This window comes from Bradyrhizobium sp. SZCCHNRI2009, assembly GCF_032485115.1.
In the GTDB taxonomy this organism is placed as follows: Bacteria; Pseudomonadota; Alphaproteobacteria; order Rhizobiales; family Xanthobacteraceae; genus Bradyrhizobium.
The window spans coordinates 19,781-42,614 of the sequence record NZ_JAUEUH010000014.1; the positions used below are offsets into that span (position 1 = coordinate 19,781).

At 65.3% G+C, this 22,834-nt stretch carries 23 protein-coding genes; 10 read left to right on the forward strand and 13 right to left on the reverse strand.

All coding sequences use genetic code 11. From position 1 onward, the window contains the following. The first annotated feature begins 248 nt into the window (after window positions 1-248). The gene (locus QX041_RS32650) at window positions 249-1,370 is read left to right on the forward strand and encodes a DUF2336 domain-containing protein (RefSeq protein ID WP_316167943.1); all 1,122 of its coding nucleotides are present in this window, start codon (window positions 249-251) and stop codon (window positions 1,368-1,370) included. 91 nt (window positions 1,371-1,461) lie between these two features. Here QX041_RS32650 and rimO read toward each other — a convergent pair whose 3' ends face one another. Then, window positions 1,462-2,787 carry a 30S ribosomal protein S12 methylthiotransferase RimO gene (rimO, locus tag QX041_RS32655; protein WP_315751586.1) on the reverse strand — a complete coding sequence of 442 codons (1,326 nt, stop codon included), beginning with the start codon at window positions 2,785-2,787 and terminating at the stop codon, window positions 1,462-1,464. Between the two features lie 113 nt (window positions 2,788-2,900). Between rimO and QX041_RS32660 the strand changes: the two genes are divergently transcribed. The 5 genes from QX041_RS32660 (at window position 2,901) to QX041_RS32680 (ending at window position 8,691) form a co-directional block, all read left to right on the forward strand. Continuing rightward, the gene (locus QX041_RS32660) at window positions 2,901-3,491 is read left to right on the forward strand and encodes an ANTAR domain-containing response regulator (protein ID WP_008965342.1); all 591 of its coding nucleotides are present in this window, start codon (window positions 2,901-2,903) and stop codon (window positions 3,489-3,491) included. Further along, entirely contained in the window at window positions 3,488-4,642 is a 1,155-nt protein-coding gene (locus tag QX041_RS32665; protein WP_315751585.1) for a CmpA/NrtA family ABC transporter substrate-binding protein, read from the forward strand. Before QX041_RS32660 ends, QX041_RS32665 begins: the two co-directional genes overlap by 4 nt. A gap of 348 nt (window positions 4,643-4,990) precedes the next feature. Further along, window positions 4,991-6,772, forward strand: coding sequence for a NirA family protein (locus tag QX041_RS32670; protein ID WP_316167945.1), 1,782 nt, complete (start codon window positions 4,991-4,993; stop codon window positions 6,770-6,772). A gap of 8 nt (window positions 6,773-6,780) precedes the next feature. Then, complete coding sequence (locus QX041_RS32675) at window positions 6,781-8,382, forward strand: sulfite reductase subunit alpha (RefSeq protein ID WP_316167947.1); 1,602 nt, start codon at window positions 6,781-6,783, stop codon at window positions 8,380-8,382. A 159-nt stretch (window positions 8,383-8,541) separates the two neighbouring features. Further along, window positions 8,542-8,691 carry a hypothetical protein gene (locus QX041_RS32680; protein ID WP_316167949.1) on the forward strand — a complete coding sequence of 50 codons (150 nt, stop codon included), beginning with the start codon at window positions 8,542-8,544 and terminating at the stop codon, window positions 8,689-8,691. Window positions 8,692-8,697: 6 nt separating this feature from the next. Here QX041_RS32680 and QX041_RS32685 read toward each other — a convergent pair whose 3' ends face one another. Genes QX041_RS32685 through pxpB form a run of 3 tightly spaced genes read right to left on the reverse strand, consistent with a single transcriptional unit; the run spans window position 8,698 to window position 11,278 of the window. Continuing rightward, entirely contained in the window at window positions 8,698-9,465 is a 768-nt protein-coding gene (locus tag QX041_RS32685) for a 5-oxoprolinase subunit PxpA (RefSeq protein ID WP_315711978.1), read from the reverse strand. A 50-nt stretch (window positions 9,466-9,515) separates the two neighbouring features. Continuing rightward, complete coding sequence (locus QX041_RS32690; RefSeq protein WP_315711977.1) at window positions 9,516-10,550, reverse strand: biotin-dependent carboxyltransferase family protein; 1,035 nt, start codon at window positions 10,548-10,550, stop codon at window positions 9,516-9,518. Continuing rightward, window positions 10,547-11,278 (reverse strand): 5-oxoprolinase subunit PxpB, encoded by a 732-nt coding sequence (gene pxpB / locus QX041_RS32695; RefSeq protein WP_316167951.1) that lies wholly within the window; start codon window positions 11,276-11,278, stop codon window positions 10,547-10,549. The genes QX041_RS32690 and pxpB overlap by 4 nt, the downstream gene beginning before the upstream one ends. 247 nt (window positions 11,279-11,525) lie before the next feature. Here pxpB and QX041_RS32700 point away from each other — a divergent pair, with 247 nt between their 5' ends. Together QX041_RS32700 and QX041_RS32705 are read left to right on the forward strand one after the other, a co-directional pair. Then, window positions 11,526-12,224 (forward strand): ribonuclease activity regulator RraA, encoded by a 699-nt coding sequence (locus tag QX041_RS32700; protein WP_257164758.1) that lies wholly within the window; start codon window positions 11,526-11,528, stop codon window positions 12,222-12,224. 48 nt (window positions 12,225-12,272) lie between these two features. Continuing rightward, window positions 12,273-12,680, forward strand: a complete 408-nt coding sequence (locus QX041_RS32705; protein WP_316167952.1) for a cupin domain-containing protein — start codon at window positions 12,273-12,275, stop codon at window positions 12,678-12,680. Between the two features lie 77 nt (window positions 12,681-12,757). Here the strand turns inward: QX041_RS32705 and QX041_RS32710 are convergent, their stop codons facing one another. Both QX041_RS32710 and QX041_RS32715 read right to left on the reverse strand, forming a co-directional pair. Next, window positions 12,758-13,630 carry a DUF2147 domain-containing protein gene (locus QX041_RS32710; protein ID WP_316167955.1) on the reverse strand — a complete coding sequence of 291 codons (873 nt, stop codon included), beginning with the start codon at window positions 13,628-13,630 and terminating at the stop codon, window positions 12,758-12,760. Between the two features lie 91 nt (window positions 13,631-13,721). Continuing rightward, the gene (locus tag QX041_RS32715) at window positions 13,722-14,198 is read right to left on the reverse strand and encodes an Lrp/AsnC family transcriptional regulator (RefSeq protein WP_316167956.1); all 477 of its coding nucleotides are present in this window, start codon (window positions 14,196-14,198) and stop codon (window positions 13,722-13,724) included. 145 nt (window positions 14,199-14,343) lie between these two features. Here QX041_RS32715 and QX041_RS32720 point away from each other — a divergent pair, with 145 nt between their 5' ends. Further along, window positions 14,344-15,363 carry a 1-aminocyclopropane-1-carboxylate deaminase gene (locus QX041_RS32720; protein WP_316167957.1) on the forward strand — a complete coding sequence of 340 codons (1,020 nt, stop codon included), beginning with the start codon at window positions 14,344-14,346 and terminating at the stop codon, window positions 15,361-15,363. 803 nt (window positions 15,364-16,166) lie between these two features. On the opposite strand, the gene QX041_RS32725 is transcribed toward QX041_RS32720, so the two are convergent. Next, window positions 16,167-16,559, reverse strand: a complete 393-nt coding sequence (locus tag QX041_RS32725) for a hypothetical protein (protein WP_316168018.1) — start codon at window positions 16,557-16,559, stop codon at window positions 16,167-16,169. Between the two features lie 72 nt (window positions 16,560-16,631). Beyond that, window positions 16,632-17,423: a transporter substrate-binding domain-containing protein gene (locus QX041_RS32730; protein ID WP_316167958.1), complete on the reverse strand. Its 792-nt coding sequence runs from the start codon at window positions 17,421-17,423 to the stop codon at window positions 16,632-16,634. Window positions 17,424-17,507: 84 nt separating this feature from the next. On the opposite strand from QX041_RS32730, the gene QX041_RS32735 reads away from it, so the two are divergent. Continuing rightward, window positions 17,508-18,023 carry a DUF1993 domain-containing protein gene (locus tag QX041_RS32735; RefSeq protein WP_315751578.1) on the forward strand — a complete coding sequence of 172 codons (516 nt, stop codon included), beginning with the start codon at window positions 17,508-17,510 and terminating at the stop codon, window positions 18,021-18,023. A 124-nt stretch (window positions 18,024-18,147) separates the two neighbouring features. On the opposite strand, the gene QX041_RS32740 is transcribed toward QX041_RS32735, so the two are convergent. From QX041_RS32740 to QX041_RS32760, 5 genes are all read right to left on the reverse strand, one after another. After that, window positions 18,148-18,534: a hypothetical protein gene (locus QX041_RS32740; RefSeq protein WP_315711965.1), complete on the reverse strand. Its 387-nt coding sequence runs from the start codon at window positions 18,532-18,534 to the stop codon at window positions 18,148-18,150. A 193-nt stretch (window positions 18,535-18,727) separates the two neighbouring features. Beyond that, entirely contained in the window at window positions 18,728-19,726 is a 999-nt protein-coding gene (locus tag QX041_RS32745; protein WP_316167959.1) for a hydroxyacid dehydrogenase, read from the reverse strand. A 28-nt stretch (window positions 19,727-19,754) separates the two neighbouring features. Beyond that, complete coding sequence (locus tag QX041_RS32750; protein ID WP_315711961.1) at window positions 19,755-20,855, reverse strand: sn-glycerol-3-phosphate ABC transporter ATP-binding protein UgpC; 1,101 nt, start codon at window positions 20,853-20,855, stop codon at window positions 19,755-19,757. Between the two features lie 19 nt (window positions 20,856-20,874). Then, window positions 20,875-21,786, reverse strand: a complete 912-nt coding sequence (locus QX041_RS32755) for a carbohydrate ABC transporter permease (RefSeq protein ID WP_315711960.1) — start codon at window positions 21,784-21,786, stop codon at window positions 20,875-20,877. After that, window positions 21,786-22,721, reverse strand: a complete 936-nt coding sequence (locus QX041_RS32760; protein ID WP_315751576.1) for a sugar ABC transporter permease — start codon at window positions 22,719-22,721, stop codon at window positions 21,786-21,788. The genes QX041_RS32755 and QX041_RS32760 overlap by 1 nt, the downstream gene beginning before the upstream one ends. Window positions 22,722-22,834: the final 113 nt, after the last annotated feature.

Sequence of the window (22,834 nt, forward strand, 5' to 3'; positions counted from 1 at the left end):
GCGGCGGTTGGTCCGGTTGAAGATCATGCGGCGGCCATACAGGCAAATCGCAACCGGTGTCAAGATGCCGGCCTGCAGGGTGCAATACGGGCCGCCGCTCCGGGAAGCGGCGAGGGAAGCGCCGGCCGGCGCGAAGGCCGCACGATCCAATCTCGGGTCTCGCGCTTTAGTGACAACTTTACCAAACATTTAGCGGCTGCGTTTACTTTGCCGGCCAGCTTGAAAATGCAAGCTGCTCAGGATGAGCGATGTCGAACCCCCATCTCACGATCGCCGAAGAAGTGCAGGCGGCCATAGCCACCGGCTCAGCCGATCGCTGCTCCGGCGTGGCCGAGCGAGTCGCCTCCCTGTTCGTCGCCTCCGCCGGCAGCCTGGATATCGAGCAGCACGCGCTGTTTGCCGACGTCTTCGAGCGTCTCGTCAACACCATCGAGCTGCGCGCGCTGGCCGACGTCGGTGCCCGGATCGCACTCGCCGAACTCAGCGCCCAGCTTGCCCCGATCCCGCAGGCGCCGGCTGGCGTGATCCGGCGGCTGGCTCATCATGACGACATCGCCGTCGCGGGGCCGGTGCTTTCGGAATCGCCGCGGCTGAGCAGCGAGGATCTGATCGAGATCGCGCAGACGCGCAGCGAGAAGCACCTGGTGGCGATCGCCGGGCGCTGGTGGCTGCAGGAGATCGTCACCGATGCGCTGCTCGCGCGACGCTATCCGAGCGTGAGCCGGCAACTGATGAAGAATCCCGGTGCGCGGGTGTCTCCCGCCGGATTTGCCGCCATCGTGGCGCAAGCGGCTGGAGATGCGGAGCTCACGGTTGCGGCCGGCATCCGCGCCGATCTGCCGGCAGCCTTGCGCAGGACCCTGTTGCAGCGCGCGACGGAGGCGGTGAGGGTGCGCCTGCTCGCCTCGGCGCCGCCGCATCTCTACGAGGAAATCCGCAGCGCCATTTCAGCGGCCACGCTCGACGCCGAGCGCGATATGTCACGAAACCGCGTCGGCGGCAGCGCCAAGGCGGCGATCGGCCAACTCAAACAGGGCGGAAAGCTCACCGAGGCCGAGTTGCTCGAATTTGCCCGCCAGCGGCGCTACGGCGAGACGATCGCGGCCATCGCGGAGCTCGCGAAATGCAGTATCGAGCTGGTACGGCCGCTGATGCAGAGCCTGCGCAGCGACGGCATTCTCGTGCCGTGCAAGGCCGCTGGACTGAGCTGGGTCACGGTTGCCGCGATCCTCGATAGCCGGTTCGTTTCAGGTGCAACGCCTCCCGACGAGCTGACCAAGCTCAAGAACAAATATCTCGAACTGAAGCAGGACGAGGCGCTTCGCCTGCTGAATCTCTGGTCGGTTCGCACCACGGGCTCCTCGCACTGAGGGGCGGTCCGCAGGTCCAGGACTCATCTACACGCCCGTCTGCGATTCCCCCGAGTTCCCGGCGGGTGGCCCGAGACGCGACAGAGCCGCGCTAGAACCCAGCGACCGTGCCGTGCAGGTCGTATTCGTCGGCACGCTCGATCTTGACCGTGACGATCTCGCCGACACGCAACGGCCGCCGGCTGGACAGATAAACGGCGCCATCGATGTCGGGGGCATCAGCCTTGGTGCGGCCCTTGGCGACGCTTGGCCCGACCTCGTCGATGATCACCTGCTGACGCGTTCCAACCTTGCGCTTGAGCCGGCGTGCCGAGATCTTCTGCTGGCGAGCCATCAGGGCGTCCCAGCGCTCCTGCTTGACCGCGTCCGGGACCTGGTCGGGCAGGGCGTTGGAGGTCGCGCCGGCCACAGGCTCGTATTTGAAGCATCCGAGCCGATCGATCTCGGCCTCATCCAGCCAGTCCAGCAGATAGGCGAAATCGGCGTCCGTCTCTCCGGGGAAGCCGACGATGAAGGTCGAGCGCAGCGCGAGGTCAGGGCAGGTGGTCCGCCACGCCTTGATCCGGTCCAGCGTCTTGTCCTGCGCCGCCGGGCGGCGCATCGCCTTCAGGACGTTCGGGCTGGCATGCTGGAACGGGATGTCGAGATAAGGCAATATTTTACCGTTAGCCATGAGGCCGATCACCTCGTCGACATGCGGGTAGGGGTAGACGTAATGCAGCCGGACCCAGGCGCCGAGCTCGCCGAGCTCGCGCGCCAGATCGAGGAAGCGAGCCCGGACGCTGCGGTCCTTCCAGGCGCTTTCGGCATATTTCAGGTCCAGCCCATAGGCCGAGGTGTCCTGCGAAATGACCAGGAGCTCCTTGACCCCGGCTGCGACCAGCCGCTCGGCCTCGCGCAGCACGTCGGCTGCGGGGCGCGACACCAGATCGCCACGCAGCTTCGGGATGATGCAGAAGGTGCAGCGGTTGTTGCAACCTTCGGAGATCTTCAGATAGGCGTAGTGCCGGGGCGTGAGCTTGATGCCCTGCGGAGGAACCAGGTCGAGGTGAGGGTTGTGCGCAGGCGGCGATGCGCGGTGGACGGCGTCCAGCACACTCTCGTACTGCTGCGGGCCGGTGATCGACAGCACGCCGGGATAGGCCTGCTCGATCTGCTCCGGCTCGGCGCCCATGCAGCCGGTCACGATGACCTTGCCGTTCTCGGCCATGGCCGAGCCGATCGCCGACAGGGATTCCTGCTTGGCGCTGTCCAGGAACCCGCAGGTGTTGACGATGACGACGTCGGCGCCGTCATGCTTCCGGGCAAGCTCGTAGCCCTCGGCGCGAAGGCGCGTGATGATGCGCTCGGAATCGACCAAAGCCTTGGGACATCCGAGCGAAACAAAGCTGATCTTGGGCGCCGAACCCTGCTGCATCTTGGAACTGCCTGATGAGATAGGCGTCAGCTAGTCCGAATTGCCCAGAAAGACAAGGCTTTGACGCGGCCACGTCCATGCTATGGGTGAGGGCCCGGACAACCTGGTGATCGATGAGCGCCGAGCAATCGCCTAAAATCGTGATCGTCGACGAAAGCCCGATCCGCGCGGCCATCCTCGAGGAAGGCTTGCGGGAAGCGGGCTTTACCGGCGTCGTGCATGTCAGCGAGATGCAAGGTCTCCTGGCGCGCATCTATGCCCTGGATCCGGACGTCATCGTCATCGACCTGGAGAACCCGAGCCGCGACGTGCTGGAGCAGATGTTCCAGGTCAGTCGCGCCGTCCGCCGGCCGATCGCGATGTTCGTGGACCAGAGCGACGCGGCTTCGATCCAGGCCTCGGTGGAGGCGGGCGTCTCCGCCTACATCGTCGACGGCCTGAAGAAGGAGCGGATCAAGCCGATCCTCGATCTCTGCATCTCCCGCTTCAATGCGTTCTCCAAGCTTCAGGACGAGCTCGAGCGCACCAAGTCCGCGCTCGAAGACCGCAAGGTGATCGACCGCGCCAAGGGCATTCTGATGAAGATGAAGGGCTTCACCGAAGAGGAAGCCTATGTGCTGTTGCGCTCCACGGCGATGCGCGAAAAGAAGAAGATCGGCGAGATCGCGCAATCGATCCTGACCGCCTCGGAGATGTTGAAATGACCGGCCCGCTTCGCATTGGCTTCATCCCGCTGGTCGATGCCGCCGCGCTGATCGTCGCCGTCGACAACGGATTCACCGCGGCTGAAGGTCTCGATGTCACGCTGGTCCGCGAAGTGTCATGGTCGAACGTGCGCGACAAGCTCAACATCGGCCTGTTCCACGCGGCGCATCTGCTGGCTCCCGTCGCCATTGCGTCGAGCCTGGGCATCGGCCATGTCAAGGTGCCGATCGTGGCTCCCTTCAATCTCGGAGTGAATGGCAACGCGATCACCGTGACGCCAGCGCTGCATGCGGCGATCATGGCCCACCTCGAGGGGGATCGTTTCGACCCGATGGCGACGGCGCTGGCGCTGGCGCGCGTCGTCGCTGAACGGCGCAAGGCCGGCGCCGAGCCGCTGACGTTCGGCATGACGTTTCCGTTCTCGACCCACAACTATCAGTTGCGGTTCTGGATGGCCGCAGGCGGTGTCGACCCCGATGAGGACGTCCGTCTCGTGGTGCTGCCGCCGCCCTACATGGTGGAGAGCATCGCCAACGGTCACGTCGACGCGTTCTGCGTCGGAGCACCGTGGAACTCGATCGCGGTCGATCTCGGCATCGGCCATATTCTCCACTTCGTGTCTGACGTGCTGGTGCGCGCGGCCGAAAAGGTGCTGGCGGTCAGGCAGAGCTGGGCTGACAAGAATCCCGACGCCCTCGCCGGCCTGGTCCGCGCCTGCGCCAAGGCCGCCGAATTCATCGAGCAGAACCACGCAGAAGCCGCGCGTATCCTAGCCCAGCCGGAGCGGATCGGCGTCGATGCGGAGGTGCTCCAGCGCACGCTGGACGGCCGCCTCAAAATCTCGCCGGACGGCACCTTCCGCGAAAGCTCGCGCTATCTGCTGGTGGGCCGGGAAGAGGCGGGACGGCCCGAGAAGATCCAGGCGGCCTGGCTCTATGCCCAGATGGTGCGGTGGGGCCAGACTCCCCTCAGCACTGAAGCCCTGGGCACCGCCATGGGCGTGTTCCGGCCGGACATCTACGACGCGGCGATGGGCACGGCCGCGGTCGGCACGGATGGCGCCATCGGCGCCTTCGCCGGTCCGCCTTTCGCGGCGGACGACGTGATCGGCCACCTCAAGGCCTTCAAGATCGGCCGCTGGACGGCCTGAGGTCTTCCACTCAGTACTCAATTTGGGCAACTCGCTCCGCCGATCAAATTTTGGGCGAAGTGCCCGCGTTTGAGGGCTTGAGCCTTGCCAGCGCGGGTTCGCCGATTCGAGCAGCCCTCTGAATTCTCTTACATTTCCTGCTTGTCCCGGCTGGCACGCAATTTGAATATTGCAGTGCAGTCAGCCGCCACAGATGCCGCTGACTGCAGTCCATTACCGGATTTCCGCAGCAACGAAGCTGGTCGGATCGCTCATTTGAACCGCCCCCCCATCGGCCGTTCGACGACGCGATCCTCGTCCCATCCGCAAACGCCATTCGTCCTGGCCGCTGGAGCTTCGTCCGCCATCATGAAAATCGAACCCTTGTCAGTCGACTTCAACGACGAGCAGAAGCGCTACCTTGAGGGGTTGGCCGCCGGCCTCAAGGTCACGCTGGCCGGCCGCGGGCAGGCTGCTGCCGCGACGACGATTGCCGAGCCGACCGGGCCCGACGCCATTCACATCAAGGCGCAGGACAAGGTCATCGCATCCGGGCGCAAGCTCGCCGACCAGGAGAAGGTCAAGCGCGAGCTGCACCCGTTCGATGCCTATGAGCGGCTGAAGGAGCAGGCCCGCAGCAATGCTGCGCCGTCCGCGGCGGACAATTTCCGCTGGCGCTATTACGGCCTGTTTCATGTCGCGCCGGCGCAGGACTCCTACATGTGCCGCCTGCGCATTCCCAACGGCGTGATGAAGCATTGGCAGCTCGCGGGGCTTGCCGACCTCGCCGACCGGCTCTGCGGTCCCTATAGCCACGTCACGACGCGCGCCAATCTGCAGCTACGCGAGATCCCGCCCAAGCATGCCGTGATGCTGCTGGAAGGTCTGTCGGATCTCGGCCTGACGGCGAGCGGCTCCGGCGCCGACAACATCCGCAACGTGACGGGAACGCCGACCGCCGGCATCGATCCGCAGGAGCTGCTGGACACGCGTCCTTTCGCGCGCGAATGGCACTTCCACATCCTCAACGACCGCTCGCTCTACGGCCTGCCGCGCAAGTTCAATGTCGCCTTCGACGGCGCCGGTCGGATCGCGGCGTTGGAGGACACCAACGACATCGCGTTCTCGGCGGTCGAGGTGAAGGACGGATTCGGCGTTGCGCCGGGCGTGTGGTTCAAGCTCGGCCTCGGCGGCATCACCGGACACAAGGATTTCGCCAAGCCGACAGGAATCATCGTCGAGCCGGAGCGGGCGACCGAGGTGGCCGACGCCATCGTGCGGCTGTTCATCGAGACCGGCGACCGCACCAATCGCCTCAAGGCGCGGCTCAAATACGTGCTCGACAGCATGGGCCACGACAAATTCATGGAAGCCGTTGAAACAAGGCTCGGCCGCAAGCTGGCGCGCGTCCCCGACGAGGCGCTCGAGCCGCGTCCCGATTCGGACCGGATGGCCCATATCGGCGTGCACCAGCAGAAGCAGCAGGGGCTGAACTGGATCGGCGTCGTGCTGCCGCTGGGCAAGCTGACCACGGATCAGATGCGCGCTCTCGCCAAGATCGGTGCGGATCTCGGCGACGGCGAGATCCGGCTCACGGTGTGGCAGAACCTGCTGTTATCGGGCGTCCGCGACGACAAGGTCGCGCTGGCCTGCGCCGCGGTCGAGCAGATCGGACTGTCGGTCAAGGCCTCGCACATCCGCGCCGGACTGATCGCCTGCACCGGCAACGCCGGCTGCAAGTTCGCAGCATCCAACACCAAGAAACATGCGGCCGAGATCGGCGACTGGTGCGAGACGAGGGTGGATGTCGACACGCCTCTCAACATCCATCTGACCGGCTGTCATCACTCCTGCGCCCAGCACTACATCAGCGACATCGGCATGATCGGCGCGAAGGTGCCGGTCGGCGATGGCGACGACACCGTCGAGGGCTATCATTTGTTCGCCGGCGGCGGCTTCGGCCCGCAGGCCGATATCGGCCGCGAGGTCTATCGCGATCTCAAGGCCGAGGATGCGCCCCGCACCGTCGAGAAGCTGCTCAAGGCCTATCTCGCGCACCGCACCTCACCCGACGAGACCTTCCTGTCGTTCGCACGTCGTCACGACGGCGAAACGCTGCGCAATCTCGCCGAAGCCCAGATTTCGTCGTAGGTCTCAGCATGAACCAGATCACGCCCATGTCCAAGATCGAGATCATTCCTCCGACGGCGCCATTTTCCGAGGCGCAGCGCTCGTGGCTCAACGGCTTCCTGGCCGGAGCGCTCGGTCTCGACGGCGCGACGGCATTGTCGCCGGCGCAGAACGGCGCCGTGCTCGCGCCCGCGGGCGACGGTGATGACGGCGAGGCGCCATGGCACGATCAGACCATGCCGATCGGCGAGCGCATGAAGCTCGCCGAGGGCCGTCCGCTGCGCCGGCGCATGATGGCGGCCATGGCACAGCAGGACTGCGGCCAATGCGGCTACAATTGCAGCGACTATTCGGATGCGATTGCCGATCGCAGCGAGGCGCGGCTCAACCTGTGCGTCCCCGGCGGCAAGGAAACCGCGCGGATGCTCAAGGCGCTCTACGAGGAGATCGACAAGGCTCCGGCCGCGGCCAAGCCCGCTGCGGCTGCGCCGGCCACCGTCTCCGTCGTCGTCAGCGAGCCCGGTCGCTCGCGCGACAATCCGGTCGAGGCGACGTTCCTGTCGCGGCGTCTGCTCAACAAGCCGGGCTCGGAGAAGGAGACCTGGCACATCGAGTTCGATCTCGGAGAGAGCGGGCTCGACTACGTCGTCGGCGATTCCTTCGGCATCTTCGCCAAGAATGATCTCGGCCTGGTCGATCAGATCATCGCGCTGCTCGGCGCCTCGCACATGACCGAGGTGAACGGCAAGCCGCTGCGGCAGTGCCTGCTCGAGGACGTCTCGCTGGCGCCGGCGCCGGATTCGCTGTTCGAGCTGATCTCCTTCATCACCGGCGGCGCGACCCGCGAGAAGGCGCGGCAGCTGGCGCAGGGCGAGGATCCCGATGGCGACGCGGCGACGCTCGATGTGATGGCGGTGCTGCAGAAGTTCTCCGGCGTCCGGCCGCATCCCGAGGCCTTCGTCGAGGCGCTGGAGCCGCTGCAGCCGCGGCTCTACTCGATCTCGTCGTCGCACAATGCCACGCCCGGCAAGCTGTCGCTGACGGTCGACTGCGTCCGCTACGTCGTTGGCAAGCGCAAGCGGCTGGGACTTGCCTCGACCTTCCTGGCCGAGCGGATCAATCCCGGCGACAAGCTGCGCGTCTATGTGCAGAAGGCGCATGGCTTCGCGTTGCCGGCCGATCCGAAGACGCCGATCATCATGGTCGGCCCCGGCACCGGCGTTGCGCCGTTCCGCGCCTTCCTGCACGACCGCAGGGCGACCGGCGCGCCGGGCAAGAACTGGCTGTTCTTCGGCCATCAGCGCAGCGACTGCGACTTCTTCTACGCCGACGAGCTCAACGCCATGAAGACCGCCGGCCTCTTGACGCGGCTGTCGCTGGCGTGGTCGCGCGACGGCGACAAGAAATTCTACGTCCAGGACCGCATGCGCGAGGTCGGCCGCGAGGTGTGGACCTGGCTCGCCGACGGCGCCCATCTCTACATCTGCGGCGACGCCAAGCGCATGGCCAAGGACGTCGAGCGCGCCCTGGTCGACATCGTCGCCCAGTTCGGCGCGCGTTCGACGGACGAGGCGGTGAGTTTCGTCGCGGACCTCAAGAAGAAGGGCCGGTTCCAGCTCGACGTCTACTGAGCTGGAACCCGGCGGAGAATATTCTCAGTCGCAACATCGGCCGAGAATTTTTTGGTTCCAAGCGGACCCGAAACAGGGGGCTTGTCGTTATTTCGCCGGTTGCCTTGCACCCGGCCGCGGGAACGCTTTTCTCATGGCCGGAACTTCAGGAGACCGGCCATGCGCACGATATCCAGGCCCCTGCGACAGATGCCCCAGGCCCGCGCCATTCGCGAACGCGGCGCAACCGTCGCGCTGGTTGCCTTCTACAGCGCGATGGCGCTGATTGCCGCGATCACCCTGGGCACGTCTTTCACGCATCCGTTCTGATTCTCATCACCTCTTGAACGGCGCGACCGTGATGGCGGCCGCGTCGAGCGCCTTGCGGACCTCCCGCGCAATCTCGACCGCGCCGGCGGTGTCGCCATGGATGCAGACGGTGTCGGTCCGCATCTTCATCACCTTGCCAGTCACCGAAATCACCGCGCCGTCCTGAACCATGCGCACCACACGATCGGCGATGACCTTGGGATCGTGCAGCACGGCGCCGGGCTTGCTGCGCGACACCAGGAGTCCATCGTCGCCATAGGCGCGATCGGCAAACACCTCGTGAGCCATCCTCAGATTGGCCTTCTCGCCAGCGGTCACCAGCTTGGAGTTGGCGAGCACGACGAAGATCAGGCTCGGATCGACGGCCTTGATCGCCTTGGCGATGGCGTTCGCCGTCATGTCGTCCTCGCAGGCGACATTGGACAGCGCGCCGTGTGCCTTCACATGCGTGACCTTGTGACCGGCCGCGGTGGCGATCGCCTGCAGGGCGCCGATCTGATAGGCGACGAGGTTCTCGATCTCCGATGATTTCAGCCCCGGCATCGGACGCCGACCGAAACCATGCAGATCGCGATAGCCGGGATGCGCGCCGACGCTGACGCCTTTGGCCTTCGCCATCTCGACCGTCCGCCGCATGATGTCAGCGTCACCGGCATGAAAGCCGCAGGCGACGTTGACCGACGTCGCCAGCTCGATCATGGCGGCGTCATTGCCCATTTCCCACGGGCCAAAACTCTCTCCGAGGTCGCAGTTCAGATCGACGGTGCTGGTCATGTCAGGGTCCGCTCGTTGATGGGTCCGAAGCAACGTGAGATGTGATCAAACTAATCGGGAGTGACTCCGGGCCAGGTGGTGGCGTCGGTTGCGCTGACGGCATGACCGGCCACATTGGCCGTGAACAGCGCATCGACGTTGAAGTCGCTGCTCGCAAGCTCGGTGACGCGGCCGGGCAAGCTGCGCAGCAGATCCTTGTAACGACGCAGTTCGGCCTGCGCCTCGGCCATGCTCACGGCCTTGAAGCGGAATGGCGTGCCGGCCGGCGTCTGCGCCAGGCGGCCGAAATCGGCCGTGATGACGGTCGCGATCTTCGGATAGCCGCCGCTGGTGCCGCGGTCCGACATCAGCACGATCGGCGAACCGTTGCCGGGCACCTGGATGCTGCCGTCCACGGTGCCGTCCGAGACGATGTTGTGACCGTGCAGGTGGCGCATCTGCGGCCCCTCGAGGCGATAGCCCATGCGGTCGCTGGTCGCCGAGACCATCCAGTCGCTGCCGAGGAATAGCGCTTTCATCTCGTCGCTGAACTCGTCGTCCTGCGGTCCCATGACGACGCGAATCGCGCCGCCGGCTTTCGGCAGATCGATCCGCAGTTCCGGCGCATCGCCGGCGGGCGCGACTTCGAACACGTCGCCGGCCTGAAGCGGGCGGGGGTAGGGGCTGCCGAGCCCGGCGCGCGCATTCACCGAGAGACTGTTGAACATCGGTTCGCCGGCGATGCCACCGGCGATGGCGAGATAGGTGAACGAGCCGCCGCGCGCAAAGCCGAGCGTGAGCTGCTCTCCGTCGTTCAGCGTCACCGACGTGTTGATCTCGACCTGCCGCTTGGCGACATCCGCCAGCCGTTGCGCGCCGGCGAGCGCCACGCGCACCGCGCCGCCCTTCGCCGCGAACGTCGCGCCGAATGGGCCGATCTCGATCGCAGCCGCCATCAGCTCATTGCCGACGAGGCTGTTGGCTGCCGCCAGCGCCAGCTTGTCCATCGCGCCGGACGGCGTCAGCCCGTAGCGCTGCGCGCCGAAACGCCCGCCATCCTGGACCGAGCTTGCCGGGCCGATCTGTGAGACGACGAGCGTGCTCATGCGGCGATCCGCTCGGCGATGAGCTCGCCGCCCTCGGCGGCGCGCTCCTGCTCCGCGAAGGTCTTGACGTCAACGGCATAGAAGCTGACCTCGTCGCCGGGCTCGAGCAGAAAGGTCGGCTCGCGATGCAGTTGAAACGTCCGCATCGCGGTGCGGCCAAGCAGGTGCCAGCCGCACGGGCCGGCAAGGCATTGGATGCCGGTCTGGATGCCGCCGATGGCGATGATGCCGGCAGGCGTCCAGAGCCGCGGATTCTGGCGGCGCGACATCTGCAGCGTGGGATCGAGACCGGACAAATAGGACCAGCCCGGCGTGAAGCCGATCATTGCGACGCGATAAGTGCTGGCGATATGGCGTGCGACGACTTCGTCCGGCGTGAGGCTCAACGCCTTGGCGACATCCTCGAGGTCGATGCCATTCTCTCCGCCATAGCAGACTGGAACCCGCCAGCGCCTGACCTCACTTTCCGGCGCGAGCGACCCGGCCGACAGCGCCAACAGCTTTGCTCCAAGGGTGTCGTGGTCGATCACACCTGCATCATAGTGCACGAGCAGCGAGCGATAGGTCGGCACCGTCTCCGTGATGCCCTCGATCCCGGCCGCTGCCACCGCATGGTCGAGCGCCAGGACGCGGCGGTTGGCGGTCTCGTCGATCGTCCGGCTGAACTCGACGGTGACGGCGCTGTCGCCGCTGGGCAGCAGGCGAGGAGGTGGAAAAGGATCGGCCATGAGTCCGAAGTGATCCGCGTTGGTGTTCCTCATCTAGCTGTTTTCATGCGCCAGTGGAATTGGGTCCAAGGCAAAAAGTCTCGAAAATTCAATAAATTAATCGGATGTCTTGCGATAAGGAGGCCTTATCGGGTGCACGCAAGCCCCGCATGCGCCGGACGCACCGCGCATGCCCTTGACGCCGCCTTCGTCGCTCGCAAGATGCGCCTGCTTTTTCAGCCAGCCCGTTTGGAGCGCCAGTCTCAAGATGTCCCTAACTCCCGAAGCCATCGCCACCCTGTCTCAAGTCACCACCGCGACCATCACCACGGTCCTGCTGAAGAAGGGGTTGCGCAATGTCTGGCTGCGCGGCGCCAAGCCGCTGCGCCCGGGACAGAAGCGGCTGGTCGGTCCCGCCTTCACGCTGCGCTTCGTGCCGGCGCGCGAGGATCTGGCGACCCCGGAATCCTGGTCGTCGCCGATCTCGACCCGCACCGCGATCGAGGCCATGCCCGAAGGCTGCATCGCCGTGGTCGATGCGATGGGCGTCAAGGACGCCGGCATCTTCGGCGACATTCTGTGCGCCCGCATGGTCAAGCGCGGCGTCACCGCGCTGATCACCGATGGAGTCGTGCGCGACCTCGAAGGCGTGCTCGGCACCGGCCTTCCCGTGTGGTGCGATGGGTACGCCGCGCCGCCGTCGGTCGCAGGGCTCACCTTCGTCGGCTGGGGCGAGGCGATCGGCTGCGGCGGTGTTGCCGTGTTTCCGAACGACGTCATCGTCGCCGACCAGGATGGCGCCGTGCTGATCCCGCAGGCGATGCTCGATCACGTGCTCGCGGAAGGTCCCGAGCAGGAGCGCATGGAAGCCTGGATCGTCGATGAGGTGAACAAGGGCGCGGTGCTGCCGGGTCTCTATCCGATGAACGCCGAGACCAAGGCGCGCTACGCCGCGTCGAAGAAGTAGTTCACGGCGCCGATTGATCAACGACACAGCTTCAGGAAAGGCAGAACAATGGTCGATGTTTATCTCGCGGGCTCGCGCCCCACGCGCCGCGCAGCCGCGGAAAGCTTTACGGGCACGGTCTGGCAGGACCCGATCATCACGCCGCAGGCTCCAGCCCGCGTCGCCTCGGCGCGCGTCGCGTTCGAGCCGGGCGCGCGCACGGCCTGGCACACCCATCCGCTCGGTCAGACGCTCTATGTCATCCAGGGCGTCGGCCGGGTGCAGGCCAAGGGCGGGCCGGTGCGCGAAATCAAGGCCGGCGACGTCGTCTGGATCCCGCCGGGCGAGAAGCATTGGCATGGCGCCGCGCCGACCACCGGCATGGTCCACGTCGCGATGCATGAATCGCTCAATGGCGAGCACGTGACCTGGATGGAGCACGTCACCGACGAGGAATACGCAATCCCGGTCGGCTGATACATCACTGAGAACGGTGCGAGCGCGCGGTCGCAGGGCCGCGCGCTTTGCGTTTGGAGGCGCGTCGCGCGCCGGGCTCAGTTCACCCGCGTCCAGGTCTGGCCGCCGCAGAACATGCCGCCGAAGGCGCAGCCCTGCACGCGCAGACTGTCCGCCCCCTTCAGTGCGATGGTCGAATCGTAGGTGCTGCCGCTGTTCGGATCGAAGATGCGGCCGGTCCACTTCTTCTCCTGGGCCTTGTCGCTCGGCCGCATGTTGATCAGGATCTGCTCGCCGTTCTGCTTGGTCTTCGCATCCACGGTGTAGCCGCAGAGATTGGTGCCGCAGGGCTCGATGCGAATCTGGCCCTCCTTCTCCTCGGTCAACCAGATGCCGACCGGCGAGCTGGGATCGCGACCGGCGGTCTGCGCCGCGGCGGGCGGCGCGGCTGCCGTGGTCACGGCAGGCGTCTGGGCTGGCCGCGGTGGCGGCGGCGCGGCGGCGGGAGCCGGCGCGGCAGCAGGAGCCGCAGCGGCCGTTGCAGCGGCTGGCGGCGCAACCGGTGCCGTGGCGTTGGCGGCTGGGGCCGCCGGAGGTGGCGGCAGCGGCGCCGGTGGCGCGGCCGCCTGGACGGGAGGAGGCGCCGCCGGCGGGCTCGCTGGTGCGGCTGCCGTCGGAGCGGGCGCCGCAGGGACGGGAGCAGGGGGCGCGGTCGTAGCCGGAGCCTGCGCGGGCGGGGCCGGCGTGACCGCCGCCTCGGTGGGCGCCGGAGGCGGCTTGGCCGTATTGTCCTGGTCGCGCTTGGTGCGCTTGGTCTTCTTCTGCTCGGTATTGTCGTAGACGCCGGGGATCTGCACGGTGCCGCGGTCGGGATCGATGCGGATCGTCTTGCCGCCATACTCGATGACGTATTGCGCCTCGGCGGCACTGCTGGCCAGAACCAAAGCCGCGACGGCCAACAGCCTTTTCATCCGTGTCTCCGCGATGTCGGTTGCTGATGTGAGCGAGCTCACGCGCTGGTAAGTCGCCGATGCGGCGCCACCGGTTCAATGCCCGGCCTGCTCAGAAATCGAGCGGCGCATTGTCGACCACCTCCTTCATCACAAAGAACGTGCGCGTCTGCCGCACGCCCGGCAGCGAGATCAGCTGGTCGCCATGCATCCGGTTGAAGTCGTGCATGTCGCGAACGCGGATCTTCAGGAAGAAGTCGAAATCGCCGGCGACGAGATGGCAATCGAGCACGAATTTCAGTTTGCGGATCGCCGCCTCGAAGGTGCGAAAGCTCTCCGGCGTCGAGCGATCGAGCACGACGCCGACCAGCACCAGCGCGCTGCGCTCGACCTTCTCCGGCGCGATCTGGGCGCGCACGCCCTTGATGTAGCCCTCCTCGAACAGGCGCTGGGTGCGGCGATGGCAGGTGGCCGGACTGACATGAACGGTGGCGGCAAGCTCGGCATTGCTCATCCGGCCGTCCTTCTGCAGCAGTTGCAGGATGCGCCGATCGACCCGGTCGAGATCAATAGTGGAAGATCCTCTCATTTTTTCCGTCATATGCGGACATATCTCTTGCCGGTGTCAATTCTTGCGGACGTAAGCACGAAAACGCAGGCCAATAAAGAGAGCACCTTTCTCCGCCTTTTTCGTATGTTTCGGCCGGCCCTTTCATCCACCCACGGAGAGACCCGTGCTTCGGCTCGACAAGTTCAAGAAGTATCCGCTCACCTTCGGTGCCACCCCGATCGAGCATCTGCCGCGGCTGACCGCGGCGCTCGGCGGCAAGGTGCAGATCTATGCCAAGCGCGACGACTGCAATTCCGGTCTCGCGATGGGCGGCAACAAGCTGCGCAAGCTCGAATACATCGTGCCCGATGCGATCGAATCGAATGCCGACACCCTGGTCTCGATCGGCGGCGTGCAGTCGAACCATACCCGCATGGTGGCGGCGACCGCGGCCAAGATCGGCATGAAGTGCGTCGTCGTGCAGGAGAGCTGGGTGCCGCACGAGGACGCCGTCTATGACCGGGTCGGCAACATCCTGATGACGCGCCTGATGGGCGCCGACAGCCGCATCGTCGAGGACGGTTTCGACATCGGCATCCGCAAGAGCTGGGAAGATGCGATCCAGTCGGTCAAGGATGCCGGCGGCAAGCCCTACGGCATTCCGGCCGGCGCCTCCGTGCACAAGTTCGGCGGTCTCGGCTATGTCGGCTTCGCCGAGGAGGTGAGGGCGCAGGAAGCCGAGATGGGCGTCAAGTTCGATTACATCATCGTCTGCGTCGTCACCGGCTCGACCCAGGCCGGCATGATCGTCGGCTTCGCTGCCGACGGCCGCGCCGACCGCGTCATCGGCATCGACGCCTCCGGCACGCCGCAGCAGACCCGCAGCCAGGTGCGGCAGATCGTCGACAACACCGCTGAGCTCGTCGAGCTCGGCCGCAAGGTCCGCGACGACGAGATCGTGATCCTCAACGACTACGCCTATCCGGCCTATGGCGTGCCGAGCGCCGAGACCAACGAGGCCATTCGCCTGGCCGCCCGCACCGAGGCGATGATCACCGACCCGGTCTATGAGGGCAAGTCGATGCAGGGCATGATCGACCTGGTCAAGAAGGGCTACTTCCCGGAAGGGTCGAAGGTGCTCTATGCGCATCTCGGCGGCGCCCCGGCGATCAACGGCTACAGCTACACGTATCGCAACGGGTGAGGGCGGCTTCATCGTCCCTCGCAGCGTCGCGGTGAGCCGGGCTCCCACGCCACACTCCGCTGTCGTCCCGGCCTCCGAGCCGGGACTCATAAGCACCGGCCGTGGTGTCGTCGCGAGCCATCCACACATGACGCCGTCATTCCGGGGCGCGCGCAGCGCGAGCCCGGAATGACAGCGAGTGTGCTGACAGACTTTCGCTTGCATGACATCGCTACACATGAGCTGGCGTTCTCGCGACGCATGGCGTCCGAGTGATCCATCAGTCGAACCCTCTCAATCAGAAGAGGGCGCAGGGAATGCCGGGTGAGGGCCTCACCCATGGCCCGCCTGCGAAAAAAAATGCAGGCGGCAGGTACCACAGGTGCTGCCGATCAACCGGCATTCCCTGCGCGACGGTCTTAACGCTTATACGCAGTCTCCCTGGTGCGCCGGGCTTGTTGGCCACCATGGTCCGCGCGGCGCGTTAGCGCCGCCGCGAACGTGACACCAGCGTCGGGGTGTCAGGACCCTGCGACTTCACGTCCGCAAGCTGCCGTTCGTCCGCGTGCAAGCACGCTTTCGGCATCTCGCGGCCATCGCCTCCCCACCTCGCGTGTCGTGACGATTGCGCGCGACGCCCCTCTTCGATGAGGCGGGATGGCGGCAGTGAACCATATTTTTCTGAAAAACGAAAGTCGAATATTTTTCGCCCGGGGACTGGACAGGGTCTTCCTACTGAAATTGCGAAAGAACATTTTGTTTCGGCGCAGCTCTTCCTTGCGGGTTCTCCTCAGGTGCCGGCAGACGGCAGCGACTTCCAGGGACTATGCACTCGGCAAATCGAGGCCGTCAGGCAGCCTGATCCACAGGACGGTTTGCGCGTCCACGGAGTGACGCGACAGATGACCCTTTCCGTGCGTGTCCTCCACCAGCACAAACTCGCCTGCGGAGACGCGCCGCACCTCGCCGTCGCTCGTCTCGTATTCGACCGCCCCGCTCAGTCTGACGGTCAACACCCGCCCCGGAACGGTGTGCCAGTCAACCTGGCGCATACCGGCGGGGATCTGCGTAAACTCGACGCTCGAGGCGATATAGCGCTTGGAAACTTGAAACGGCTTGGCGCCGGGGGCGACGGTCACAGCCGCCGCCGTCGGGATATCCACTTCACCGAAGCGGGACTCGCCGTCGGGCGTTGCGTAGATCCGAAGACACTTCATCGCATGTCGTCCTTTGCTGGCGGGCCAGAAGATCATCCGGTCATCATTGCCCGACGGAAGACCGCGGACATGTTACTCGAACCAATTCTTGTAGATCGCCTGGTAGCTGCCGTTCTCGGTCGAGATATGCAGCCACTGGTCCACGAACGCCTTGAGCGCCACGTCGCGCTGCAGCCAGTAGGCTTTCTCGGAGAAATCGAACGGCTTCTCCGGGTGCACGGCGCAGAGCACGCCGGGATGCAGCTTCTGCTGATAGCGCGTCTCGGAGGCGTCGGTCATCATCAGGTCGGCGTCGCCCTTGGCGATCTCGTCGAAGATGGTGACGTTGTCGGGGTGGACGCGGATGTCGGCTGACTTGATGTTGGCGCGGGCGAAGCGCTCGTTGGTGCCGCCCGGATTGACCACGACCCGGGTGCCGGGCTTGTCGATGTCGGACAGCGTCTGGTACTTCGAGGTGTCGGTGCAGCGCGCGATCGGGGTCTTGCCCTCGCGCATGATCGGCGTCGAGAACAAGCCCTTCTTCTGGCGGTCGAGCGTGATCGATACGCCGCCCATCGCGACATCGAACTTGTCGGCCTCGAAATCCTTCATGAGCTGCGGCCAGCTCGTCGGCACGAACTCGACCTTGACGCCGAGCGCCTTGCCGAGCGACTCGGCCATGTCGACGTCGAAGCCGGAGAATTTTCCGGTCGCCTTGTCGAGATAGGTGAAGGGCTTGTAGTCGCCGGTCATTCCGACCCGTAAGCTGCCGCGCTGCACGATCTCGTCGAGGCGCGAGGGCTGGTCGGCGAGTGCGGCAGTGGCGAGACCGCAGGCCAGCACGGCTGCGGTCACGGCGGCGACGGTCCGGTTGAAAAATCCCATATTGAATCACCTCGCATGATGTGGCCGCGCTATTCATAGCGGAGGTCGCCACGCGCGACGAGGGGCAAGCAGGAAGGTTGGTTGATGAGCATTTCCTTGGTGCAGGCGTCGGTCGAGGTGTTCGTTCCTTATCTTCACAACCTCTCGGGGGTGCTCGACAAGGCCGCTGCCTTTGCCGAGGCGCGCCGCATCGATCCCGCCGACCTGCTGCAGGCCCGGCTGGCGCCCGACATGTACAACCTGATCCGGCAGGTCTGCGAAGCCAACCGCCACGCCACCATTGCTTGCGCGCTGCTCGCCGGCCGCGCGCAGCCGACCGTTGCCGACAGCGACACGGATATGGCCGGGTTGAAGGCGCGGATTGCAACCGCGATCGACGATGTGCGCAGCGTGCCACCTGCGGCGATCGAGGAGGGCGCGAAGCGGGAGGTCAGCTTCACCTTCCGCAACGGTGCGACGCGCAGCTTCGACGATGGCCGCTCATTGCTGCTCACGTTCAGCCTGCCGCAGTTCTTCTTTCACGTCACCACGGCCTACGACATCCTGCGTCACGCCGGCGTGCCGCTGGCGAAGCCGGACTATCTGGGCGCGCGGAGGTAGGCCCTTCCGGAGCGGGACGGCAGGCGGCCTCAAGGTCCACAAAATACGAATGGCCAGGATGGAACCCGGCCATGGGATTTGGAGACATCGCAACGAAGACGGAGTGGTCCGGGCGGCCGGAGCGCTACCTCTCGCTGGGCGCAACCGGGCCCTTGCCGGTCATCTCGTTCTTCAGCGCCTCGAAGCGCTCGATCGCCTCTCGCGCGCGGGTGTCGACCGTCTTGACGGCAGCTTCGGCGGTCATCGGTCCGCTGCTCACGGCGATCGAGGTCGGCCCGACGGTCTCGTCGACATAGTAGCCGTCCTCGCCCCGCCGTGCCGTCCAGCGGAAGCGGATCGCGGAAATCGGCCCAGGTCCGAGCTTGGTGTAGCCGTCGGCCTGATCGAGAGAGACGACAGTCGCGGCAGCCTTCTTCGACGACGGCGCCGCCTTGTCTGCCGACCTCGTCGCTTCGGGCTGATCGAGAATGCTCGCTATCGTTGCGAGCGCGTGCTCGGTCGCAACACTCATGGCCGCCTCTGTTCCTACCGGCGCGCGCAAAATCCGGTGCCGATAGTCACAGTTGTAGCTGGATTTGGCCAAGTTGCAAGAATGCGTTGAAAGTTGGGCGCCAAAGCGGTGGAGAAAGGTCCTGACATCCGCGTGATGAGAGCGGGTCCTGCCTCGTCGCCGACGGGACAGGACCATTGCATCGGCCGGACGACTACAAGACGTCCTGATTGATCACGTTCTGCCGAATCGGATCGCCATCGAGCACGCTGAGAATGTTGCGCGCCGTCTGCTCGCTCATGCGGTCGACGGCCTCGCGCGTGACGCCGGCGACGTGCGGGGCCATGATCACGTTGGGCAGCGCATGCAGTGCGTGGCCGACCGGCGGCGGCTCCTGCTCGAACACGTCGAGGCCAGCGCCGGCGAGCCGGCCCGAGGACAGCGCGTCATAGAGCGCCGCCTCGTCGATCAGGCCGCCGCGCGCGGTGTTGATCAGATACGCCGTCGGCTTCATCAGCCTGAGACGCCCGGCGTTGAACAGGCCGATGGTCTCCGGGGTCTTCGGGCAGTGGATGCTGACGAAGTCGGCGCGCTGGAGCGCAGTGTCGAGATCGGCAACGGGCTCGCAGCCCGCGGCGGTGATGTCGGCTGCGGGCTTGTAGGGATCGTAGACCAGGACCTGCATCTCCATCGCGAGGCAGCGCTTGGCGGTGCGGGTGCCGATGCGGCCGAAGCCGATGATCAGCACGGTCTTGCCGTAGAGATCGAACGGCAGCACGCCGAGGCGCGCGCCCCAGGTGCCGTCCTTGACCATCGCATGCATCTCGTTGGCGCGCTTGGCCAGCGTCAGCATCATGAACAGCGCCTGCTCGGCAACCGAGGGCGAGTTCGCCGTGCCCGCGACCATCAGCGGCACCTTGTGCCTGGAGAGCGCGGGCACATCGACCGCGTCGAAGCCGACGCCGATTCGGGTGACGACTTTCATGTCGCCGGCCGCGATCAACTCCGGCTCTCCGAAGCGCGTGGCGCCGAGCGCGACGCCGTGCACCGGCGCGTGGGACTTCAGCAGGTCGGAAAAATCCACCGCCGAGATCATGTTGGGGAACTCGATCATCTCGACATCATCGCGCGCTGCCAGCAGCGCGCGGCCCTTGGCCGAGAAGGATTCCGTGACGAGGATCTTGTTCTTGTTGGTTGCCGTCCTGGTGGTCATGTCCTGCCCTTGAAGCTTCTTATGCTCGTCAGATGACGAGGCCTGAAGCCTCATTTAGCAGGTGCATGTTGTTGAGGTCCATTGCCATGCGCAGAGGGCTGCCATCCCGCGCGCCGGCATTGGGGTTGACCCGCCCGCAGACCGGCGTCTCGTTGAGGGTGAAGTAGACAAGCGTCTCCATGCCCATCGGCTCGGTGACGTCGAGCAGCGCCTCGAACGGCTCAATCCCAGGCTCCGCATGCGGCTTGGTCTCGGCGATGTGCTCGGGCCGGATGCCGAGCAGCAGCGGCTCGTTCCGTGACACGGATTGATAGCGCGCGGCGCGCGCCGGCGGCAGCGGAAAGGCGATCCGGTCGGTGAGGCGGATGTGGAGCCGGCCATTGGCCTCCTCGAGCCGGCACGGCACGAAGTTCATTGCGGGCGAGCCGATGAAGCCGGCGACGAAGCGTGTCGCCGGATTGTGGTACAGCTCGTTCGGCGTGCCGATCTGCTCGATGCGGCCCTTGTTCATGACCACGACACGATCGGCCAGGGTCATCGCCTCGACCTGGTCGTGGGTGACGTAGACCGTCGTGGTGCGGACCTTCTGGTGCACCTTCTTGATCTCGATGCGCATCTGCACGCGCAGCTTGGCGTCGAGGTTGGACAGCGGCTCGTCGAACAGGAACACCTTGGGATTGCGCACGATCGCACGGCCCATCGCGACGCGCTGGCGCTGGCCGCCGGAAAGCTGCTTGGGCTTGCGGTCGACGAGGTCGGCGATGTCCAGCATGCGCGCGGCCTCCGCCACGCGGCTCTTGATCTCGGCCTTCGGGTAGTGCTTCAGCCGCAGCCCGAACGACATGTTCTCGGCCACCGTCATGTGCGGGTAGAGGGCGTAGTTCTGGAACACCATGGCGATGTCGCGATCCTTCGGCGGCACGTCGTTGACGACATCGCCGCCGATCGTGATGTCGCCGTCGGAGATGTCCTCGAGCCCTGCGATCATCCGCAGTGTCGTCGACTTGCCGCAGCCGGACGGGCCGACCAGCACGACGAACTCGTGGTCGGCGATATCGAGATCGATGCCCCTGACCGCCTCGACGTCGTCATAACGCTTCACGACCTTGCGCAAGCTCACTTCAGCCATGTGTGATCAACCCCCGTCATCAGCCTTTGGTCGCGCCGGCGGTGAGCCCGGCAATGTAATAGTCCATCAGGAACGCGTAGATGATCAGCGGCGGCGCCGCGCCCAGCAGCGCGCCGGTCATGATCTGTCCCCAGTTGAAGACGTCGCCCTTGATCAGGCTCGTGACGATGCCGACCGGCAGCACCAGTTGGTCGGTCGAGGTCGTGAACACCAGCGGATACAGGAACTGCGCCCAGGAGACGGTGAAGGCGAAGATCGTCGCGGCGATCAGACCGGGCAGGGCGACGGGAATGAAGATCCGCGTCAGCGTCTGCAGCCAGGAGGCGCCGTCGATGATCGCGGCCTCGTCGAGCTCCTTCGGGATCGAGGCGAAATAGCCGATCATGATCCAGGTGCAGAACGGCACCGTCAGGGTTGGATAGATGAACAGCAGCACGTACCAGCGATTGATCAACTGGATGCCGGTGACGTCGCCGATCAGCGCGAACATCTTGAACAGCGGAATGAACAGCAGGCTGTCCGGGATCAGATAGGTCAGGAATACGCCGGTCGCCAGCGTCGCCGAGCCCCAGAACTTCATCCGCGACAGCGCGAATGCGGCGGGGATGCTGATCAGCATGGTGATGATCACCACGACGATCGAGACCATGGCCGAGTTGAAGAAGAAGCGCTGAAACTGGTTCGAGGTGAGCAGCTCGACATAGTTCTCCAGCGTCGGATGGAATACCCACCACGGATTGGTCGCCGCGGAGATCTCCGCGCTGCCCTTCAGCGAGGTGATCAGCATGTAGAGCGGCGGTACCAGCGAGAAGATCGCGAACAGCGTCAGGAAGAAATACGACCAGCGCAGCGCCCAGGCGCGGTCGCGGCTCATCGAGCCATATTTGACGGTACGGGTCGGGCCGGCCTTGTCGATCGTGACGGTGCTCATCAGGACTCGTTCCCCCGCTTGTTGACGTCGCGCAGGATGAAGATGGCGGCGACCGCCAGGATCGGCACCATGAACAGCGAGACGCTGGCGCCGAGCGGAATGTCGCTGCCCTCGATGCCGACGCGGAACGCCCAGGTCGCGAAGATGTGCGTCTTGTCCAGCGGGCCGCCGGCGGTGAGGATGCGGACGATGTCGAAATTGGCGAACGTCACGATCAGAGAGAACAGCGTCGTGATCGCGATGATGTTGCGCATCATCGGCAGGGTCACGTACCAGATCCGCTGCCACCAATTGGCGCCGTCGATCGCCGCGGCCTCATAGAGCTGGTCCGGGACAGATTTCAGCGAGGCCAGGTACATGATCATGAAGAACGGCGCGCCGTACCAGATGTTGACCAGGATCACCGAGAACCGCGCCCAGGCGGCTTCCCCGGTCCACGGGATCGGGCCGATGCCGAAGAAGGCGAGCGTGTAGTTGAAGGCGCTGTAGGACGGGTCGAACAGCCACAGCCAGGCCAGCGTGCTCATCGCCGGCGGGATCACCCAGGGTACCAGCAGCATGCCGCGCCATTTGCGCTGCCCCTTGGCGGGGATGTTGTGGACGAAATGAGCGACGATGAAGCCGATCAGCGCCTTGAACACGACGGCCGTGATCGCGAAGATGCAGGATTGCTTGACGACCAGCCAGAACGTGTCGCGCTTGAACAGGAACTCGAAATTGCCGAAGCCGACGAAGCGTTGCATCGACTTGTTCAGGGTCGCCAGATGCACCGAATACAGGGCGGGATAGACGACCAGGAGCACGATCAGCAGGATCAGCGGCAGCGTCATCAGGAAAGCGGCGGTCGATTTCCGCTTCAACGCCCTGTGCAGACCATTGCGGCGGGCCGCGCGAGGGCGGGCGACGGCGTTCTCACCGATGGCGGCATCAACCATGAGAAAAGGCTCCTCGTGATGTCCCCTGCGACAGCGGGGTCCTCACTGGATGGGAAACACTGACAAGGTGAAAGGGGGCGGCCCGCCTGCTGAAGCGGACCGCCGGCGTTGCT

Coding starts and splice junctions, on each gene's coding strand:
- QX041_RS32725 (WP_316168018.1), bottom strand. CDS start 16,559: ATGAAGTGTCTTCGGATCTACGCAACGCCCGACGGCGAGTCCCGCTTC.
- QX041_RS32705 (WP_316167952.1), top strand. CDS start 12,273: ATGGTCGATGTTTATCTCGCGGGCTCGCGCCCCACGCGCCGCGCAGCC.
- QX041_RS32685 (WP_315711978.1), bottom strand. CDS start 9,465: ATGACCAGCACCGTCGATCTGAACTGCGACCTCGGAGAGAGTTTTGGC.
- QX041_RS32665 (WP_315751585.1), top strand. CDS start 3,488: ATGACCGGCCCGCTTCGCATTGGCTTCATCCCGCTGGTCGATGCCGCC.
- QX041_RS32675 (WP_316167947.1), top strand. CDS start 6,781: ATGAACCAGATCACGCCCATGTCCAAGATCGAGATCATTCCTCCGACG.
- QX041_RS32715 (WP_316167956.1), bottom strand. CDS start 14,198: ATGAGAGGATCTTCCACTATTGATCTCGACCGGGTCGATCGGCGCATC.
- QX041_RS32700 (WP_257164758.1), top strand. CDS start 11,526: ATGTCCCTAACTCCCGAAGCCATCGCCACCCTGTCTCAAGTCACCACC.
- rimO (WP_315751586.1), bottom strand. CDS start 2,787: ATGCAGCAGGGTTCGGCGCCCAAGATCAGCTTTGTTTCGCTCGGATGT.
- QX041_RS32670 (WP_316167945.1), top strand. CDS start 4,991: ATGAAAATCGAACCCTTGTCAGTCGACTTCAACGACGAGCAGAAGCGC.
- pxpB (WP_316167951.1), bottom strand. CDS start 11,278: ATGGCCGATCCTTTTCCACCTCCTCGCCTGCTGCCCAGCGGCGACAGC.
- QX041_RS32750 (WP_315711961.1), bottom strand. CDS start 20,855: ATGGCTGAAGTGAGCTTGCGCAAGGTCGTGAAGCGTTATGACGACGTC.
- QX041_RS32755 (WP_315711960.1), bottom strand. CDS start 21,786: ATGAGCACCGTCACGATCGACAAGGCCGGCCCGACCCGTACCGTCAAA.
- QX041_RS32680 (WP_316167949.1), top strand. CDS start 8,542: ATGCGCACGATATCCAGGCCCCTGCGACAGATGCCCCAGGCCCGCGCC.
- QX041_RS32740 (WP_315711965.1), bottom strand. CDS start 18,534: ATGAGTGTTGCGACCGAGCACGCGCTCGCAACGATAGCGAGCATTCTC.
- QX041_RS32690 (WP_315711977.1), bottom strand. CDS start 10,550: ATGAGCACGCTCGTCGTCTCACAGATCGGCCCGGCAAGCTCGGTCCAG.
- QX041_RS32760 (WP_315751576.1), bottom strand. CDS start 22,721: ATGGTTGATGCCGCCATCGGTGAGAACGCCGTCGCCCGCCCTCGCGCG.
- QX041_RS32650 (WP_316167943.1), top strand. CDS start 249: ATGTCGAACCCCCATCTCACGATCGCCGAAGAAGTGCAGGCGGCCATA.
- QX041_RS32745 (WP_316167959.1), bottom strand. CDS start 19,726: ATGACCACCAGGACGGCAACCAACAAGAACAAGATCCTCGTCACGGAA.
- QX041_RS32735 (WP_315751578.1), top strand. CDS start 17,508: ATGAGCATTTCCTTGGTGCAGGCGTCGGTCGAGGTGTTCGTTCCTTAT.
- QX041_RS32660 (WP_008965342.1), top strand. CDS start 2,901: ATGAGCGCCGAGCAATCGCCTAAAATCGTGATCGTCGACGAAAGCCCG.
- QX041_RS32710 (WP_316167955.1), bottom strand. CDS start 13,630: ATGAAAAGGCTGTTGGCCGTCGCGGCTTTGGTTCTGGCCAGCAGTGCC.
- QX041_RS32730 (WP_316167958.1), bottom strand. CDS start 17,423: ATGGGATTTTTCAACCGGACCGTCGCCGCCGTGACCGCAGCCGTGCTG.